The organism is Thermocatellispora tengchongensis (assembly GCF_014202315.1).
In the GTDB taxonomy this organism is placed as follows: domain Bacteria; phylum Actinomycetota; class Actinomycetes; order Streptosporangiales; family Streptosporangiaceae; genus Thermocatellispora; species Thermocatellispora tengchongensis.
Map to the genome: position 1 here is coordinate 104088 of NZ_JACHGN010000026.1, position 17913 is coordinate 122000.

At 73.0% G+C, this 17913-nt stretch carries 16 protein-coding genes; 8 read left to right on the forward strand and 8 right to left on the reverse strand.

The features are described from left to right. The first annotated feature begins 73 nt into the window (after positions 1–73). On the forward strand, positions 74–1036 hold the full coding sequence (locus tag HNP84_RS42760; RefSeq protein WP_185055806.1) for a GlxA family transcriptional regulator: 963 nt from the start codon (positions 74–76) through the stop codon (positions 1034–1036). A 24-nt stretch (positions 1037–1060) separates the two neighbouring features. Here HNP84_RS42760 and chrA read toward each other — a convergent pair whose 3' ends face one another. Next, positions 1061–2254: a chromate efflux transporter gene (chrA, locus tag HNP84_RS42765; RefSeq protein WP_185055807.1), complete on the reverse strand. Its 1194-nt coding sequence runs from the start codon at positions 2252–2254 to the stop codon at positions 1061–1063. A 160-nt stretch (positions 2255–2414) separates the two neighbouring features. Further along, positions 2415–2717 (reverse strand): Rv3488 family transcriptional regulator, encoded by a 303-nt coding sequence (locus HNP84_RS42770; protein ID WP_185055808.1) that lies wholly within the window; start codon positions 2715–2717, stop codon positions 2415–2417. A gap of 301 nt (positions 2718–3018) precedes the next feature. Here HNP84_RS42770 and HNP84_RS42775 point away from each other — a divergent pair, with 301 nt between their 5' ends. Next, on the forward strand, positions 3019–6207 hold the full coding sequence (locus HNP84_RS42775) for a S41 family peptidase (RefSeq protein ID WP_312926953.1): 3189 nt from the start codon (positions 3019–3021) through the stop codon (positions 6205–6207). Here HNP84_RS42775 and HNP84_RS42780 read toward each other — a convergent pair. Further along, entirely contained in the window at positions 6167–7144 is a 978-nt protein-coding gene (locus HNP84_RS42780; protein ID WP_312926955.1) for a helix-turn-helix transcriptional regulator, read from the reverse strand. The genes HNP84_RS42775 and HNP84_RS42780 overlap by 41 nt on opposite strands. A 77-nt stretch (positions 7145–7221) precedes the next feature. Here HNP84_RS42780 and HNP84_RS42785 point away from each other — a divergent pair, with 77 nt between their 5' ends. Beyond that, positions 7222–7959: an alpha/beta fold hydrolase gene (locus tag HNP84_RS42785; protein WP_185055811.1), complete on the forward strand. Its 738-nt coding sequence runs from the start codon at positions 7222–7224 to the stop codon at positions 7957–7959. Between the two features lie 161 nt (positions 7960–8120). Further along, positions 8121–9374 (forward strand): glycosyltransferase family 4 protein, encoded by a 1254-nt coding sequence (locus tag HNP84_RS42790; protein ID WP_185055812.1) that lies wholly within the window; start codon positions 8121–8123, stop codon positions 9372–9374. A gap of 30 nt (positions 9375–9404) precedes the next feature. Here HNP84_RS42790 and HNP84_RS55615 read toward each other — a convergent pair whose 3' ends face one another. From HNP84_RS55615 to trpB, 4 genes are all read right to left on the reverse strand, one after another. Continuing rightward, complete coding sequence (locus HNP84_RS55615) at positions 9405–10316, reverse strand: S1C family serine protease (RefSeq protein ID WP_185055813.1); 912 nt, start codon at positions 10314–10316, stop codon at positions 9405–9407. Positions 10317–10409: 93 nt separating this feature from the next. Further along, positions 10410–11165 (reverse strand): GntR family transcriptional regulator, encoded by a 756-nt coding sequence (locus tag HNP84_RS42800; RefSeq protein ID WP_185055814.1) that lies wholly within the window; start codon positions 11163–11165, stop codon positions 10410–10412. Between the two features lie 5 nt (positions 11166–11170). Beyond that, positions 11171–11977: a tryptophan synthase subunit alpha gene (gene trpA, locus HNP84_RS42805; RefSeq protein ID WP_185055815.1), complete on the reverse strand. Its 807-nt coding sequence runs from the start codon at positions 11975–11977 to the stop codon at positions 11171–11173. Then, on the reverse strand, positions 11974–13131 hold the full coding sequence (gene trpB / locus HNP84_RS42810) for a tryptophan synthase subunit beta (RefSeq protein ID WP_185055869.1): 1158 nt from the start codon (positions 13129–13131) through the stop codon (positions 11974–11976). Before trpB ends, trpA begins: the two co-directional genes overlap by 4 nt. A 200-nt stretch (positions 13132–13331) precedes the next feature. On the opposite strand from trpB, the gene HNP84_RS42815 reads away from it, so the two are divergent. From HNP84_RS42815 to HNP84_RS42830, 4 genes are all read left to right on the forward strand, one after another. Then, positions 13332–13694 (forward strand): GntR family transcriptional regulator, encoded by a 363-nt coding sequence (locus tag HNP84_RS42815; protein WP_185055816.1) that lies wholly within the window; start codon positions 13332–13334, stop codon positions 13692–13694. Beyond that, entirely contained in the window at positions 13691–14557 is an 867-nt protein-coding gene (locus HNP84_RS42820) for an ATP-binding cassette domain-containing protein (RefSeq protein ID WP_312926959.1), read from the forward strand. The genes HNP84_RS42815 and HNP84_RS42820 overlap by 4 nt, the downstream gene beginning before the upstream one ends. After that, entirely contained in the window at positions 14554–15243 is a 690-nt protein-coding gene (locus HNP84_RS42825; protein WP_185055817.1) for a hypothetical protein, read from the forward strand. Before HNP84_RS42820 ends, HNP84_RS42825 begins: the two co-directional genes overlap by 4 nt. Positions 15244–15373: 130 nt before the next feature. Further along, a complete protein-coding gene (locus HNP84_RS42830) occupies positions 15374–16015 on the forward strand; it encodes a DedA family protein (protein ID WP_221337469.1) in 642 nt (213 codons plus the stop codon). 457 nt (positions 16016–16472) lie between these two features. Here HNP84_RS42830 and HNP84_RS42835 read toward each other — a convergent pair whose 3' ends face one another. After that, entirely contained in the window at positions 16473–17669 is a 1197-nt protein-coding gene (locus HNP84_RS42835; protein ID WP_246519357.1) for an isochorismate synthase, read from the reverse strand. Positions 17670–17913 lie beyond the last annotated feature (244 nt).

A 17913-nucleotide genomic window follows, 5' to 3' on the forward strand; every position in this document is an offset into this window, starting at 1 on the left:
CGCCGGTCGAGGGCGAGGGCCGGGCAGGTCCGGAAACTTGGGGTCCACGTCCTTGGAGCCCTATGGTGGTGCCATGACGGGACGCCGAGTGGTCGTCATCGGCTACGAAGCCGCCGCGTTGCTCGACATCGCCTGCGTGACCAGCGCGCTGATCACCGCCAACACCCAAGGCGGTGGGCCGATCTACGACCTGAGCCTGGCCACCCCCGGCGGGCACCCGATCACCACCGGCACCGGGCTGGTCCTCCAGGCCCAGGAGGTCCTGGAGCGCGTCACCGGGCCGCTGGACACCATCGTCGTCTCCGGCGGGATCGGGCACGTGGACGCGGCCGCCAACCCGCTGATCATCGCGCACGTGCGCCGTCTGGCCCGCGAGAGCCGCCGTGTGGCCTCGGTGTGCACCGGCGCCGAGGTGCTGGCCGCGGCCGGGCTGCTCGACGGCCGCCGTGCCACCACCCACTGGGACCAGGCGTCGGCCATCGCCTCCCGCTACCCGCGGGTCCTGTTCGACCCGGCGCCGATCTTCATCCGCGACGGTCACGTGGCCACCTCGGCGGGGGTCACCGCCGCCCTGGACCTCACCCTCGCGTTCATCGAGGAGGACAACGGCCCCGAACTGGCCCGCTCGGTGGCCCGGCACCTGGTGACGTACCTGCAGCGGCCGGGCAACCAGGCGCAGATGAGCATGTTCACCGCCGCGCCGCCGCCGGAGAACGGCCTGATCCGGCGGGTCGTGGAGCACATCACCGCGAACCTCGCCGACGACCTCGGCACGGCGGCCCTGGCCGCCGGGGCGGGGGTGAGCGAACGCCACCTCACCCGCCTGTTCCTGCGCGAACTGCACGTGACGCCCGGCCGGTTCGTACGCCGGGCGCGCACCGAGGCCGCCGCCCACCTGCTGGCCACCACGTCGCTGCCGATGGCCTCGATCGCGGTCCGGTGCGGATTCGGCACCGCCGAGACGCTGCGTCAGGCGTTCGCGGACATCTACGGGGTCTCCCCGTCCCACTACCGGCTGACGCAGGCGTCGGCGTAGCCGCTCGGGTGCCGGTGTAGGCGCTCAGGTGAGCAGGGTGTGCGCGAGGCCGATCACCGCGCCCGCGGCGATGTACCAGGCGTTGTTCAGCTTGGTCCGCCACAGCAGCACCAGGGTGACCACGGCGATCACCACCGTGAGCGGATCGACGATCGCGGTGCGGGCGAGCTGGTAGGACACCCCGGCCATCAGGGCCAGGGCGGTGGCGTTCACGCCGTCGAGCAGCGCGGAGGTCCACTCCGAGGAGCGCAGTTTGTCGGTGAGGCGGGTGAGCAGCCCGACGAACACGAACGACGGCAGGAAGATCGCCACGGTGGCCAGGAACGCGCCGACCGGACCCGCGACCAGGTAGCCGATGAAGGTCGCGGTGGTGAACACCGGGCCGGGGGTGACCTGGCCGATGGAGACGGCGTCGATGAGCTGCTGTTCGGTGATCCAGCCGAGCCGGGCGACGAAGTCGCCGCGCAGGAAGGCCAGCAGCACGTAGCCGCTGCCGTACAGCACCGCGCCGATCTTGAGCATGGTGCCGAAGAGCTGGGCGAGCTGCGCGCCCGTCGGGTCGGGGAACACCGGCAGCCCGGTCAGGAGGGGTGCGGCCAGCAGGCCGTGCGGGTTCCCCGCGCCCGCGGCCGAGCGCCCGAGCCGGGCCGCGGCGGCGAGCACCGCGCCGGCGGCCAGGACGATCAGCTCGTTGACCCCCAGCAGGTACGCCGCCAGCCCCGCGACCGCGAGCACGCCGAGCCACACGCTCTTGATCACGGTACGCAGCAGGCCGAACAGCGCGAACGCGACGATGGCGACGACCGCCGGGACGACGCCGTACAGGATGCCCGCCACGGCCGGCGTGGTGCCGTACTCGACGTAGGCCCAGGCCAGGGCGGTGACCATGAGCGCGGCGGGCAGGATGAAGCACACCCCGGCGGCGATCAGGCCGCGCCACCGGGCCCGGTCGTAGCCGAGGTGGATGGCCAGTTCGGTGGAGTTGGGGCCGGGGATCAGGTTGGTGGCGCCCATGAGGTCGGCGAAGCGCTGGTCGCTCACCCAGCGGCGGCGGCGTACCAGCTCATCGCGCATCATGGCGATGTGCGCGGCCGGCCCGCCGAAGGCGATCACCCCCAGCCGCAGGAACAGGCCGGCGACCTCCCGCCACCTGCCGCCGGACCCGGCGGGGCCGTCCTCGTCGTCACCGTGGCCGCCCGAGGGCTGGTCCTGGCTCACCTGGTTCCTCTCCGCCGCTGCGCGTCCCGCTGTCACGGGGCCGCCGGTAATGGGCCCGCGGTCACGGGCCCGCCGGTTATCAGGCCGCCTTTACGGGGCCCGATATCGGCAGACGATACCAGTGGGCGTGCGGCGGCGGCAGGGGGGAGGTCCGCCGGGCTCAGTCCAGATCGGGCAGCAGTTCCCGGGCCAGCTCGGCCAGCGCCCTGCGGTCCTCGGCGAGCGCCGCCCGCCCGGCCTCGGTCGCCCGGTAGACGCGGCGCACCCGGCCGTCCACGGTGCGCTGCTCGGAGGTGAGCAGCCCTTCGGCTTCGAGCCGGTGCAGGGTCGGGTACAGGGTCCCCGGGCTGATCGCGTACCCGTGCCGCGCCAGCTCCTCGGTCATCCACGCCCCGTGGATCTCCTGCTCGGCGGCGTGATGCAGGATGTGCAGCCGCACCGCCCCGCGTAGGAACTCCCGCATCGGACCGCCCTTCCCGCCGCCGTCACCGATATGACGAAACCGATATCGGCACCCGATACTAACGCCACCCTCCCCCGGCGGCGTCATCCCGTGAGCGCCGGGACGTCTGTGAGTGGTGGGGCCCCGGCGAGCGGGGCCAGGCCGCGAGGGGCCGAAGGAGGGAGGGGCCGGAGGCGGTTCGGGCAGGCGGGTCGTGTCCCCGTGCGCGGCGCGGCCGGACACAGTGCGAGGATTGGTGTGATCATGCGTGCGGGGAGGGACGATGCCGGCTTACCTCCGGTTTCCAACGATTTTTCGTGATGTGGTGGTCTTCGCTGCCGAGGACGACCTCTGGATGGTGCCCGCGGCCGGAGGGTGGGCGTTCCGGCTGACCGCGGGGGTCGCGGAGGCCGGGTATCCGCGGTTCTCCCCCAAGGGCGACCGGATCGCCTTCGCGGGGCGGGAGGAGGGGCCGGAGGAGGTCTACGTCATGCCCGCCGACGGCGGGGCGGCGCAGCGGGTGACCTTCCACGGCGCCCGGTCCACGGTGACGGCCTGGCACGGCGACGACACGATCGTCTACGCCAGCGACGCCGGGCAGCCCTTCGACGGGCACCGCCGGCTGCACCGCGTCACGCCGGGGGCCGAGGGGCCGCCGGAGCGGCTGCCGTACGGGCCGGCCAACACGATCTCGCACGGCCCCGGCGGGGCCGTCGTGCTGGGACGCAACACCGCCGACCCCGCGCGGTGGAAGCGGTACCGGGGCGGCACCGTGGGCGACCTGTGGATCGACCGGAACGGGAACGGCGAGTTCCAGCGGCTCATCGCGCTGCCGGGCAACCTGGCCTCGCCCTGCTGGGCGGGGGATCGGATCTACTTCCTGTCCGACCACGAGGGTGTCGGCAACGTCTACTCCTGCGCCGCCGACGGCTCCGGGCTGCGCCGGCACACCGATCACGCCGACTACTACGCGCGCAACCTGTCCGGTGACGGCACCCGGCTCGTCTACCACGCCGGCGGCGAGTTGTACGTGCTCGACCCGGACGAGGGTGAGGCCCGCCGCCTCGACGTACGGCTGCGCAGCTCGCACACCCAGCGCAACCGCCGCTTCGTGCCCGCCTCCCGCTATCTCGACAGCGCCACGCTCAATCCCGACGGCAGCGGCCTGGCGATCACCACGCGCGGCAAGGCGTACTCCTTCGCCAACTGGGAGGGCCCGGTGCGCCAGCACGGCGAGCCCGACGGCGTACGCTACCGGCTGCTCACCTGGCTCAACGACGGGGCCCGGCTGGTGGCCGCCGCCAGCGACGACGGCGACCGCGAGGTGCTGGTCGTGCTGACCGCCGACGGCACCGCCGAGCCGCGCCGCCTGGACCACCTCGACACCGGGCGCGCGATCGAGCTGGAGGTCTCCCCCGCCGCCGACAAGATCGCGCTCACCAACCACCGCAACGAGCTGCTGCTCGTGGACCTGACCGGCGAGGAGGCCACCGCCACCGTGGCCGAGTCGGGCAGGTACGGCCGGGTGGAGGAGCCCGCCTGGTCGCCCGACGGCCGCTGGCTCGCCTACACCTGCCCCGACAGCGCCAACACCAGCGCGATCAAGCTGTACGACACCGCGAAGGGCGAGACGTTCCGGGCGACCCGGCCGGTCCTGCGCGACTCCAGCCCGGCCTTCGACCCCGACGGCCGCTACCTGTACTTCATCGGCCAGCGGGTGTTCAACCCCGTGCACGACTCCCTCCAGTTCGACCTGGGCTTCCCGCTCGGCAGCCGCCCGTACGCCATCGCGCTGCGCGCCGACGTCGGCGACCCGTTCGTGCCCGAGCCCAAGCCGCTCGCCAAGAAGGACGACAAGGAAGAGGACAAGGAAGAAAAAGAGGAAAAGGGCGAGGAGGCCGCGGAAAAGGACGACGAGACCCTGCGCATCGACACCGACGGCCTGGAGCGCCGGATCGTCGCGTTCCCGGTGCCCGAGCGGCGCTACCACCGCATCGCCGCGATCAAGGGCAAGGCGCTGTTCACCTCCTACCCGGTGGTCGGCAGCCGCGAGGACGGCGAGCAGTCCGACACGGGCACGCTGCACGCCTACGACTTCGAGAAGCTGAGCGCCGAGGTGCTGGCGCGCGAGGTGCAGGACTTCCGGCTCGGCCGCGACGGGGCCACCCTGCTCTACCGCTCGGGCGGCCGGCTGCGGGTGATCAAGGCCGGGGACGAGGCGCCCGACGGCGACGGGACCACCCGGGCCGACGGGTGGATCGACCTGTCACGGGTGAAGGTGTCGGTGTGCCCGGACGCCGAGTGGCGGCAGATGTTCCGCGAGGCGTGGCGGTTGCAGCGCGAGCACTTCTGGACCGAGGACATGGCCGGCATCGACTGGGACGGCGTGTACCGGCGCTACCTGCCGCTGGTGGACCGGATCAGCACCCGGGGCGAGTTCTCCGACCTGCTGTGGGAGCTGCTGGGCGAGCTGGGCACCTCGCACGCGTACGAGAGCGGCGGCGAGTACCGGCCGCGCCCGCACTACTGGCAGGGCAAGCTGGGCGTCGACTGGGCCTACGAGGACGGCGTCTACCGCATCGCGCGGATCGTGGACGGCGACCCGTGGGACCCGGAGGCCACCTCGTCGCTGAACCGGCTCGGCGCCGGGCTGCGGCCCGGTGACGCGGTGCTGGCGATCAACGGCCAGCCGATCGGGCCGCGTGCCACCCCGGGCGAGCGGCTGGTCAACCAGGCCGACCAGGAGGTGCAGCTCACCGTGCGCCGCGGCGAGACCACCCGCACGGTGACGGTGAAGGCGCTGTCGGACGAGCAGCCCGGCCGCTACCGCGACTGGGTGGCGGCCAACCGGGCGCGCACGCACGAGCGCACCGGCGGACGGATCGGCTACCTGCACATCCCGGACATGGGCCCCGACGGGTACGCCGAGTTCCACCGCGGTTTCCTGGCCGAGTACGACCGCGAGGGGCTGATCGTGGACGTGCGCTTCAACGGCGGCGGCAACGTCTCGGGCCTGCTGCTGCAGAAGCTGGCCCGGCGCCGCATCGGCTACGACTTCCCCCGCTGGGGCGTCCCGGAGCCCTACCCGGCCGAGTCGCCGCGCGGCCCCCTGGTGGCGATCACCAACGAGTGGGCCGGCTCCGACGGCGACATCTTCAGCCACACCTTCAAGCTGCTCGGCCTGGGCCCGCTGGTGGGCAAGCGCACCTGGGGCGGCGTCATCGGCATCTGGCCGCGGCACCGCCTGGCCGACGGCACCGTGACCACCCAGCCGGAGTTCTCCTTCGCCTTCGACGACGTGGGCTGGCGGGTGGAGAACTACGGCACCGACCCCGACATCGAGGTGGACATCACCCCGCAGGACTACGCCCGCGGGCACGACACCCAGCTCGACACCGCGATCGACATCGCCCTGGAGCGCCTGGCGCAGCATCCGCCGCACACGCCCAACCCGGCCGACCGGCCCCGGCTCACCGCTCCGGTCCTGCCTCCCCGGACTCCGGCGGGGTGAGCCCGTCCCCGGCCGAGCGCAGCAGGCGCCCGGCCAGGGCCCGCACCTCCTCGCGCAGCGCGTCGGGCTCGCGGATCGTGAACGGCCAGCCCAGGCCCGCGAGCATCTGCGCCATCCCGGCCAGATGCTCGGCCCGCGTGCTCATCAGCACGCCGCCGGGGACGGGGTCGAGCGCGGCCACCGAGGGCGGCACCCGCCGCCGCACCTCCTCCAGCTCCGCGTGCAGGACCACCTCCACCCGGTGCGCGTACGGCACCGCCGCCAGGCCGGAGACCACCTGGCGCACCGGGTCGAACTCCTCCGGCTCGGCGAACTCCTCCTCGCCGGGCTCCACCGACTCCACCCGGTCCACCCGGAAGGTGCGCACCTCGCCGCGCCGGTGGTCGCGGCCGGTGACGTACCAGCGCCCGGCGTGGAACACCATCCCGTACGGGTCCAGCTCCCGCTCGCTGCGCTCGCCGCGGAAGGACCGGTAGCCCAGGCGCACCCGGCGCCGCCGGGTGGCCGCCTCGGCGAGCGCGAGCAGCGTACGGGCCTGGGGCGCCGGGGCGTCCCCGGCCGCGCGGGAGGTCATCTCCACCGCCTGCGACACCGCCGCCACCCGCTCGCGCAGCGCCGCGGGCAGCACCCGGCCGATCTTGGCCAGGGCGCTCTCGGTGGCGGCCTCCCCCACCGCCAGCCCGGTGCGCCGCCCCGCCAGCAGCCCCAGCACCACCGCGGTGGCCTCGTCGTCGGTCAGCATCAGCGGCGGCAGCTTGTAGCCGGGCAGCAGCCGGTAGCCGCCGTAGCGGCCCCGGCCGGCCTCGACCGGCACGCCCAGCTCGGCCAGGCGCGCGGCGTACCGGCGCAGGGTGCGCTCGTCCACGTCCAGCCGGGCGGCCAGCTCACGGCCGGTCAGGCCGGGGCGGGCCTGGAGCAGCTCCAGCAGCGCCAGCACGCGACTCACCGGATGTGACACAGATCACCTCGAAAATCCGGGCGGGTTCTGTCCGAATTCAAGCCTACGGTGGCGTCATGAGCACATACGTACTGGTTCCCGGTTTCTGGCTCGGCGCGTGGGCGTGGGAGAAGGTGACCGAGCCGCTGCGCGAGGCGGGCCACCGGGTGTACCCGCTGAGCCTGACCGGGCTCGGCGAGCGCGCGCACCTCGCCACCCCGCAGACCGACCTGGAGACGCACATCGCCGACATCGTCAACCTGATCCGCTACGAGGACCTGCGCGAGGTGATCCTGGTCGCGCACAGCGGCGCCGCCGGCGCGGTCACCGGGGCGGCCGACCGGGTGCCCGAGCGGATCGCGCGCGTGGTCTTCCTCGACAGCGGCCCGCAGCCCGACGGCATGTCGCAGCTCGACTTCGGCCCGCCCGAGCACCGGGCGGCGATGGAGGCGCGGGCGGCGGAGCACGGCGGGGGTCTGGTGCCGTTCCCCTCCTGGGAGGAGCACGAGAAGGCGGGGGCGAGCCTGGAGGGCCTGGGTCCGGCCGAGCGCGAGCTGATGGCCTCGCGGGCGGTGGGCCAGCCGCTGGGCACGATGGCCCAGCCGCTGCGGCGTACGGGAGGGTTCGGCAAGGTGCCCAAGACCCTGGTCGCGTGCTCGTTCCCGCTGGAGCAGGTGCACGCCATGATCGAGGCCGGGCACCCCTTCTTCGCCGAGATGGCCGGGTCCGAGTGGGACTTCGCAGCGTTGCCGACCGGGCACTGGCCGATGTTCTCGCGCCCGGATGCAACGGTTTCCGTACTCCTGAGCGTCTAACGATCAACGGGCAGATTACGGGGAAATTTCAAAATCTGTCGCGTTCAGCACGTCCCGTACGACCGGTGGTGAGTGGCCTCTCACCACCGGTTCTGGTTTTGCGTCGCGATCAGACGGCAGAGGAAGGTCCCGACGCGGAGACGAATAGGGGGTAACACACGGTGCGCAGGGTCATCGCACGACGGGCGGTACGGCTCCTCGAAGCGATCAACAGGCGCAGGGCGGAGCACGCCCCACCGCCGTCCGCCGCCAAGGTGCGCATCCTGCTCCTGCACGCCAACGGCATGGGCGGCACCATCAGGACGGTGCTGAACCTGGCCGGATACCTGGCCCGCGAGCGCGACGTCGAGATCGTCAGCGTGCTGCGCGAGGCGGCCGAGCCGTTCTTCCCGGTCCCGCCCGGCGTGCGGATCTCCTACCTGGACGACCGGCTCGCCCGGCGCGGCCCGCTGCGGTGGGCCCTCTCGCGCCGTCCCAGCAGGCTCATCCCGAAGGAGGAGGCCGCCTACCACCGCTTCACCCTCTACACCGACCTGGCCCTGCTCCGCTTCCTGTGGCGCACCAGGGACGGCGTGCTGATCTCCACCCGGCCCGGCCTCAACCTGATCACCGCCCGCTTCGCCGCCCCCGGCGTGATCACCATCGGGCAGGAGCACGTCGGGCTCACCTCGCACGCCGAGCCGATCCAGACGCTCATCAAGCGCCGCTACCGCCGCCTCGACGCGGTCGTCACGCTGACCAAGGCCGACCTGAGGAACTACCGCGCCACGCTGCGGCGCCGGCCCGGGGTGCTCACCCGCATCCCCAACGCGCTCACCGAGCTGGGCGGCCCGCCCAGCGACCCGGCCGCCACGACCGTCGTCGCGGCCGGCCGCCTGACCCGGGTCAAGGGCTTCCACAAGCTCATCGACGCCTGGCGGTCCGTCGCCGCCCGGCACCCCGGCTGGACGCTGCGCATCTACGGCGCCGGCGTACAGGAGGAGAACCTGGCCAAGCAGATCCACGACCTCGGCCTGTGCGACCACGCCTTCCTGATGGGCCCGAGGTCCGACATCGGCCCCGAGCTCGCCAAAGCCTCCGTCTACGCCCTCAGCTCGCGCCGCGAGGGCTTCTCCATGACGATCCTGGAGGCGATGAGCAAGGGCATGGCCGTGGTCAGCTTCAACTGCCCCGACGGTCCCAAGGAGCTGATCACCGACGGGCACGACGGCCTCCTGGTGCGGCGCAAGAACGCCGAGGGCATGGCCGAGGCCCTGTGCCGCGTGATCGAGGACGAGGAGCTGCGCCGCTCCCTCGGCCGCGCCGCGCTGCAGACGGCCGCCCTGTACACGCCGGAGATCGTCGGCAAGCAGTGGGACGACCTCCTCGCCCGCCTGGTCGAGCGCAGATCCGCCCCCGCCGCGCCCGAGAGCTGAGCCGGCGCAGTAGAGCCCGGTACTGCGAGCTCAGAACTGCGAGACCGGCCCGAGCTCCACCGGCTCGGCGATCACGTCCACCAGCGCGCCGTTGCGGTAGACCGTGATCGGCAGCGGGCGTCCGATCGCCTCGGCGAACATCAGCCGCTGCAGGCTCTGCGCGTCGCCGACCGGGCTACGCCCGGCGCTCAGCACCAGATCGCCCTGACGCAGCCCGGCCCGCGCCGCGGGTGAGCCCGGCACCACCTCCATCACCCGCAGCGCCGTGGCCTGGCCGGTGCGCCGGCGCAGGTTCTCCGGCAGCGGCGCCGGCGAGGTCACCAGCCCCAGGTACGCCCGCCGCACCCGCCCGTCGCGCATCAGCGTGGCGATGATGGACCGGGTGGTCGCGTTCATCGGCACCGCCAGGCCGAGCCCCACCCCGGCCACCGCCGTGTTGATCCCGACCACCCTGGCCTCGGCGTCGGCCAGCGCGCCGCCGGAGTTGCCGGGGTTGAGCGCGGCGTCGGTCTGGATCACGTCCTCGATCAGCCGCACGGCCGAGCCGCTGCGCGCCGGCAGCGACCGGCCCAGCCCCGACACCACGCCCGCCGTGACCGAGCCGGCCAGGCCGAGCGGGTTGCCGACCGCCACCACGAGCTGGCCGACCACCAGCCCGTCGCTGTCGCCCAGCACGGCCGGCTCGGGGGTCGGCCCCTCCGCCCGCAGCACGGCCAGGTCCGACAGCGGGTCCGTGCCCACCACCGTGAAGTCGCCCTGCGACCCGTCGGAGAACGCCACCGTCCCCGACCTGGCCCGCCCGACGACGTGCGCGTTGGTGAGCAGGAACCCGTCGGCGGTGAACACCACCGCCGACCCGCTCCCCTGTCCCGCCCGCACACCGGCCACCTTCGGCTGAAGTTCCCGCGCCACCGACGAGACGATCCGGGAGTAGTCGTCCAAGGCAACCGCCTCCTCGACATGAGGACGACAACGATGCTTACATCATTACGCCTCAAGTCCAGAAACGCGGTTTTCATTCCGCGCCTGTGGTTCTCAGCGGGTGGCGCCCCAGGTGAGCGAAAGGCCGTTGGCGGCGCGTTCGGTACGGATCTCCATCATGCTGCCGAGGATGGTGGCATGGTCGGACACCACGGGTGTGGCGTCGAGGGTGTAGGTGATCCGGGTGCTGACGAGCACCGGGCTGCCCTGCGGCTCGTGGAGGTGGCGGGCGGCGGCGGGGCCGAGCAGGCCGGGCCGGACCACCTCGGACGCCCGGGCGACCGTCACTCCCGCGTCGGCGAGGGCCGTGTAGAGGGAGACGGCGGTGAAGTCGCGGTCGCGGATCTGGTCGGCCACCGGCCGGCGGACCCAGGACACCTGGTGCACGGCGGGACGTCCCGCGAACTCGCGGACCCGCTCCAGTCGCAGGGCGGTGTCGCCGGGACGCAGCCGCAGCTCCGCGGCGATCCGGGCGGGGGCCCGGCGCACCGCCCGCCCGGCCACCGACGTGCGCACGTCGTGGCCCTGTTTACGCAGATCATCGACCAGGCTGCGGAGCGAGTCGAGCTGGTACGCCAGGTGGGGCGGGGCGACGAACGTGCCCCTGCCGGGCCGCTGCACGATCAGCCTCTCGTCGCTGAGCTCCCGCAACGCCTGGCGCAACGTCATGAGGGTCACCCCGTAGGTGGCGCTCAGCTCCCGTTGCGAGGGCAGGGCCTGACCGGGGGCGTAGTGTCCCGACCGGATCTTCGCGGCGAGGTCGGCGGCGATGGCGCGGTATCTTGCCTCGTGTCCGGCGTCGGGGGTCATCGTGGTCAGTCACACTCCTGGTCGAGGGCTTGCCGCAGGGTCGCGAGGAACGCCCGCAGGTCGTCCGGCCCGGCCCCGTCGAGCACCCGCCGCATGACCGCGGCGCCGACCACCACGCCGTCGGCGTGCCGGCGGGCTTCGCGCGCCTGGTCCGGGGTGGAAATGCCAAATCCTAGCAACACCGGCCGGTCGGTGACGTGCCTGATCCGCTCGGTGAGCTCCGCCGCCGAAGCGGCGAGGGCGGCCCGCTCGCCGGTGGTGCCCATCAGCGACACCGCGTAGACGAATCCGCGGCTGCGGCGCGAGATCTCCGCCAGCCGCGGCCGCGGCGTCGCCGGCGACGCCAGCAGGACCAGCTCGATCCCGGCGGCGGCGGCCGCGCCGGTCAGCTCGTCCGCCTCGTGCACCGGCAGGTCGGGCACGATCAGGCCGCCGACGCCGGCCCGGCGCAGCGCGGCGCAGAACGCCTCGGGGCCGTCGTGCAGCACCAGGTTGTAGTACGTGCTGGCGACCAGCGGCACGCCCAGGTCCGGCACGCCGGACAGGTCGGCGAGGATCCGGCGGGTGCTCGCCCCCCTGGCCAGTGCCGTGTCACCGGCCCGCTGGATGGTGACGCCGTCCAGCGTGGGATCGGAGAAGGGCAGGCCGACCTCGATCGCGTCCGCCCCGGCGGCGGCGAACGCCCGCAGGTAGTCCGTCCAGCCGGGCGTGATCCCCCCGGTGACGTACGGCATGAGCAGGCCGCGGCCGGTGTCCCGGCGGGCACGCAGGTGGCGCTCGACCGCGCCCGCGGCCAGGGTGGGGTTCGTCACAGCAGCTCCTTCAGGGTTGAGGCGTCCTTGTCACCCCGGCCGGACAACGTCATCAGCACCGTCGATCCCGCGGGCAGGTCGCCGTCGCCCGCCGCGCGGATCACCCAGGCGAGGGCGTGCGCCGATTCGAGCGCCGGGACGATGCCCTCGGTGCGCGCCAGCCGTACCGCCGCGCCCACCGCCTCGTCGTCGGTCACCGTGACGTAGCGGGCCCGGCCCAGGTCGCGCAGGTGGGCGTGCTCCGGGCCGACTCCCGGGTAGTCGAGCCCGGCGGCGATGGAGTGCGCCTGGATGATCTGCCCGTCGTCGTCCTGGAGGAACAGCGAGCGGCAGCCGTGCATGACGCCGAGCCGGCCGCGGGCCGCCCCGGCGCCGCCCTCCGCCTCGACACCGACCAGGCGCGCCGGGGTGTCGGCGAACCCGGCGAACGTGCCGGCCGCGTTGGAGCCGCCGCCGACGCACGCGACCACGTGGTCCGGGACGCCGGTCCGCAGCTCGGCGGCGCACTGCCCGCGGGCCTCGTCGCCGATGACCCGCTGGAACTCCCTGACCATCCACGGGTACGGGTCCGGCCCGACGACCGAGCCGATGCAGTAGTGGGAGTCGCCGGTCGCGCCCACCCAGTGCCGCATGGCCTCGCTGGTCGCGTCCTTGAGGGTACGGCTGCCCGCGGTCACCGGGACCACCTCGGCGCCGAGCATGCGCATCCGGAAGACGTTCAGCGCCTGCCGCTCGATGTCGCGCTCGCCCATGAACACCGTGGCCTCCAGCCCGAGCAGCGCGGCGGCGGTCGCGGTGGCCACCCCGTGCTGGCCCGCCCCCGTCTCGGCGATCAGCCTGCGCCGTCCCATCCGGGTGGCCAGCAGGGCCTGGCCCAGCACGTTGTTGATCTTGTGGGATCCGGTGTGGGTGAGATCCTCGCGCTTGAGGTACAGCCGCACGCCCAGCGCCTCCGACAGCCGGTGGGCCGGTGTGAGCGGGGTCGGCCGCCCGGCGTACACGGCGAGCAGCCGCGCCAGGGCGCCGCGGAACCCCGGGTCCGCCCAGGCCGCCCGGAACGCCTCGTCCACCTCGCGGCACGCCTCCACCAGGGACTCCGGCGCGTACCGGCCGCCGTACTCGCCGAACCGGCCCCTCGCTTGGGGCACGCCCATCGTCCCGTCCGGCGGGACCGGCTCACGCCCCGGCAACACGTCTCGCACGCCATGCTCCGATCGTTCTATAACTCTGCTGAGAGTTCTATAACAGTCAGTGTGGCACGGGCGGCGCGGGCGCGCCAGCGTCGCGGTTGACCGGAGCCTCGTCATGTCCTACGGTTCATTAGTGAAGTAATGAACCAGTGAAGCGGGGTGCCATGTTCGATGACCGCAGCCCGATCTACCGGCAGATCGCCGACCGCATCAAGGCGGAGATCCTGAGCGAGGCGCTGAAGGCCGACGAGCAGGTCATGTCCACCAACCAGTACGCCGCCTTCTACCGGATCAACCCCGCGACCGCGGCGAAGGCGTTCCAGCACCTGGTGGACGAGGGAGTGCTGTACAAGAAACGAGGTATCGGCATGTTCGTGAGCCCGGACGCCCGGGACATGCTCCGGGCGCGGCGCCGGGAGACCTTCTTCGCCGAGATGGTCGATCCGATGATCGCCGAGGCCAAGGCGATCGGGATCCCCCTGCGCGACGTCGTCACCCGCATCGAGGAGCTGGGGGGCGACACGTGAGGGTCGAAGTCGAGGACCTGGTGCTGCGTTACGGAGATGTCACCGCGCTGGACGGCATGTCGTTCTCCCTGGAGGGCGGCAAGATCTACGGGCTGCTCGGGCGCAACGGGTCGGGCAAGACCAGCCTGATGTCGGTGCTGGCGGCCTTCCGCAAGCAGACGGCGGGCCGGGTGAGCGTGGGCGGCCGGCCGGTGTTCGAGAACGGGGAGGCGGTCCGGGACATCGCGCTGATCCGCGACACCGGCGAGGCGGTGACGATCGGCACCGCCGAGGACGCGCTGTACTTCGCCGAGTGGCTGCGGCCGAGCTGGGACTCCGAATACGCCGAGTCGCTGATGGAGCTGTTCAAGCTGCCGCGCAAGAAGAACGTCAAGGAGATGTCCAAGGGGCAGCGCTCGGCGATGGGCGTGGTGGTGGGGCTGGCCTCGCGGGCGCCGCTGACCATGTTCGACGAGTCGTACCTGGGCATGGACGCCCCGTCGCGGCAGGCGTTCTACGACGCGCTGCTGGCCGACTACATCGCCCACCCGCGCACGATCATCCTGTCCACCCACCTGATCGAGGAGGTCAGCGGCCTGTTCGAGGAGGTGGTGATCATCCACGAGGGCAAGGTGCTGGTGCACGAGGAGAGCGAGGCGCTGCTGTCGCGCGGGGTGTCGGTGACGGGGCAGGCCGCGCACGTGGACACGTTCACCGCCGGGCTGCGGGTGCTCGGCGAGCGCCAGCTCGGGCCGACGAAGTCGGCGATGGTGTACGGGGAGCTGGACGCGGCGCGGCGCCGGAAGGCCGTCGAGGCCGGGCTCGAACTGGGCCCGATCAACATGCAGGATCTGTTCATCCACCTGACCGGAGGATCGTCGTGAGAGGTTTCCCGACCAGGCTGCTGGCCGCCAACGCGCTGATCACGGCGATGTTGTGGGCGGGTTTCGTGGCGGTGGTCGCGATCGTCGCGGTGGGGATCGGGCTGTTCGGCACGCTGGGGCGCAGCGTGTGGGAGCCGGCGTCCCAGTTCGTGCGGTTCTACGCGCTGTTCTTCGGCATCGCGCTGGTGCGCGAGTGGATGCCGCTGTATCTGGCGCACGGGCGTACCCGGCGGCTGTTCGGCCTGCACGGGGGGATCACGATCGCGCTGTTCGCGCCGTTCCTGGCGGTGCTGGCCGCGCTGGCGTACCTGGTGGAGCGGGGGGCGTACGCGCTGGCGGACGTGCCGCAGAACCTGGACCGCCGTCACCTGTTCACCGACCCCCTCCAGGTCCACCTGGTCCTGGCGGAGTACTCGCTGCAGTACCTCGCCTGGATCGCGGCCGGGGCGCTGGTGGGTGCCGCGTTCTACCGCTGGGAGGGCGGCGGGCTGCTGGTCATCCCGCTCGGCGTGGTGATCGTCGCGCTGGGCGAGGCCGCCACGGGTGACGCGCTGCCGCTCATCGGGGAGCGGCTGGGCCTGGCGCTGCCGCAGATTCCCGCGGTGGCCGCCCTGGGGGCGGCCCTACTGGGCGCGGCACTGACCTGGATGATCGTGCGGGACGTCCCGGTGCGTAACCGCGCATGATGAGGGTAGCCGCTATGCTTCGCTTCCCTGAGGTTTTCCGCACCCCCGGCTTGCGGCGCGCGTCCCCGACCAGGAAGGCCAACTTCATGTCCCCCATACGCAGGTGTTTGTAACCTTGATCCCCATGACGATGAGTACAGCGGAGATCGGAGGGATCGCCGGGTGGGCGGTCGGGTTGATGGAAGGGCTCGGCGAAGTCGGCGCCGGGATCGCGATCGCGCTGGAGAACCTGTTCCCGCCGCTGCCGAGTGAGGTGATCCTTCCGCTGGCCGGGTTCGCGGCGAGCCGGGGCGACATCAGCCTCTGGGGCGCGGTGCTGGCGACCACGGTCGGCTCCGTGGTGGGGGCGCTCGCCCTGTACGGCGTGGGCGCGCTGCTGGGCCGGCGGCGGACCATGGCCCTCGCGGCCAAGCTGCCGCTGGTCAAGACCGAGGACATCGAGAAGGCCGAGGCGTGGTTCGCCCGGCACGGGGTGAAGACGGTGTTCTTCGGCCGCATGATTCCGATCTTCCGCAGTCTCATCTCGGTCCCGGCGGGTGTGGAGCGGATGCCGCTGCCCACCTTCCTGCTCTACACCGCGCTCGGCAGCCTGATCTGGAACACCGCGTTCGTGCTGGCGGGCTACCTGCTCGGGGAGAACTGGACGCTGGTGGAGCAGTATGTCGGCGTCCTGTCCAAGGTCGTGCTCGGCGTGTGCGTGCTGGCCGTGGCCTGGTTCGTGGTGGCCCGGCTGACCGGGCGGCGGCGCGAGCGGGGCAGGCACCGCGTGTGACGACAGCAGGCGGGCGGCGGCACCACCCCTCCCGCACCACCCCTCCGCACCACGCCTCCCGCACCACGCCTCCCGCACCAGGCGGCCCGCACCACGCCTCCCGCAGCACCCCTCCGCACCACGCCTCCCGCAGCACCCCTCCGCACCACGCGGCCCGCGCGCCGGGAAGGCTGACGCGCGCGGCCCGCGCGCCGGCAAGGCTGACGCGCGCGGCCCGTGCTGAGGGCTGACGAACGCGCCCCGCGCGCCGGCCGCGAGGACTGACGCGCGGCCCACGCGGCGAAGGCTGACGGACGCGGCCCACGCGCCGCGAAGGCTGACGCGTGCGGCCCACGCGCCGCGAGGACTGACGAACGCGCGGCCCGCGCGCCGCGAAGGCTGGCGGACGCGGCCCACGCGCCGCGTGGGCTGACGCGCGCGGGCCGTGCGGCGGGTTGAGGGCTGACGGACGCTGGGGTCAGCCCTCCAGGGCGTACTGCATGACGCGTAGCTTGGCCTGTGCCTCGGCCAGCTCGGCGGCGGGGCGGGAGTTGCCCATGATGCCGCAACCCGCGAACAGCCGGGCGCGCGAGCCCTCGATCTGGCCGCAGCGCAGCGCGATGCCCCACTCGCCGTCGCCGTGGGCGTCGATCCAGCCGACCGGGCCGGAGTAGCCGGCGCGGTCCATGCCCTCCAGCTCGCGGATCAGCGAGACGGCGCTGCCGGTGGGGGTGCCGCCGACGGCGGCGGTGGGGTGCAGCGCGGCCACGACGTCCAGCACCGAGGCGCCGTCGGACAGCCGGCCGCTGACCGGGCTGGCCAGGTGCTGCACGTTGGACAGCTTCAGCAGCTCCGGGGAGTCGGGGATGGTCAGGTCCTTGCACAGCGGGGCGAGCGCGTCGCGCACCGACTCCACCGCGCAGTGGTGCTCGTGGCGGTCCTTCTCGGAGGCGAGCAGGGCGGCGCCGCGCCGGGCGTCGTCCTCGGGCGAGCCGCCCCGGGCGATGGTGCCGGCCAGGATCAGCGACTCGATCGCCTCGCCGGTGTGGCGGACCAGCAGCTCGGGCGTGGCGCCGACCAGGCCGGCGCAGGAGAAGGTGTAGCACTCGGGGTAGCGGCGCACCAGGCGGGTGAGCAGCAGGCGTACGTCGATCCGGTGCTCGGCCAGCGCGTTGAGGTCGCGGGCCAGCACCACCTTCTCCAGCTCGCCGTCGTTGATCCGGTCCACGGCGCGGGCCACGGCGTGCTGCCACTCGGGGGCGGTGAGGCTGCCGTCGCCGTACAGGATGGCGCCGGGGTCGCGCAGCGGGGTCACGACCTCCATGGGGGCGTCGCCGACGGTGGTGAGCCAGGCGCGGCCGTCGCGGCGGGCGAGGACGGCCTTGGGCACCACGAGCACCGAGCCGGGAGAGTCGGGGTCGAAGGTGAAGCTGCCGAAGGCGACCGGGCCCGAGCCCGGCCGGTGCACGGAGTCGTCGGTGTGGGCCTCGCCGAGCACCTGGGCCAGCCACTCGCGGGCCCAGGCGAAGCGGCCCGGCCCCGGCGGCACGGTCGTCCTGGCCGCCTCGCCCCACCCCACCAGGCCCTCGCCGTGCCGGACCCAGGCGTACGGCGCCCGCTCGGGCAGGCGTGCCAGCAGATCTCCCGGATCGGCGACGGGGACGGTGCGAACCATCAAAGGGCGGGTCAATCCCAGCGCGACACTCACTTTAGACATGCTAGGCGGAAACTGAACGTGTTCGACGGTGGGTCGCTCACTCACATGTTGCCCATGTGAACCGTGGGGTGAGCGCCGGCCCGCCCCGTCCGTGCCAGCACAGGTCCAATTCGCTGTCAAGGTAACCAAGGCAGTTGGTCACCTGGGGTCACGACCCGGCTTCGCGGTGATACACCCGAGCCAGATAGTGATCTCTCAGCGG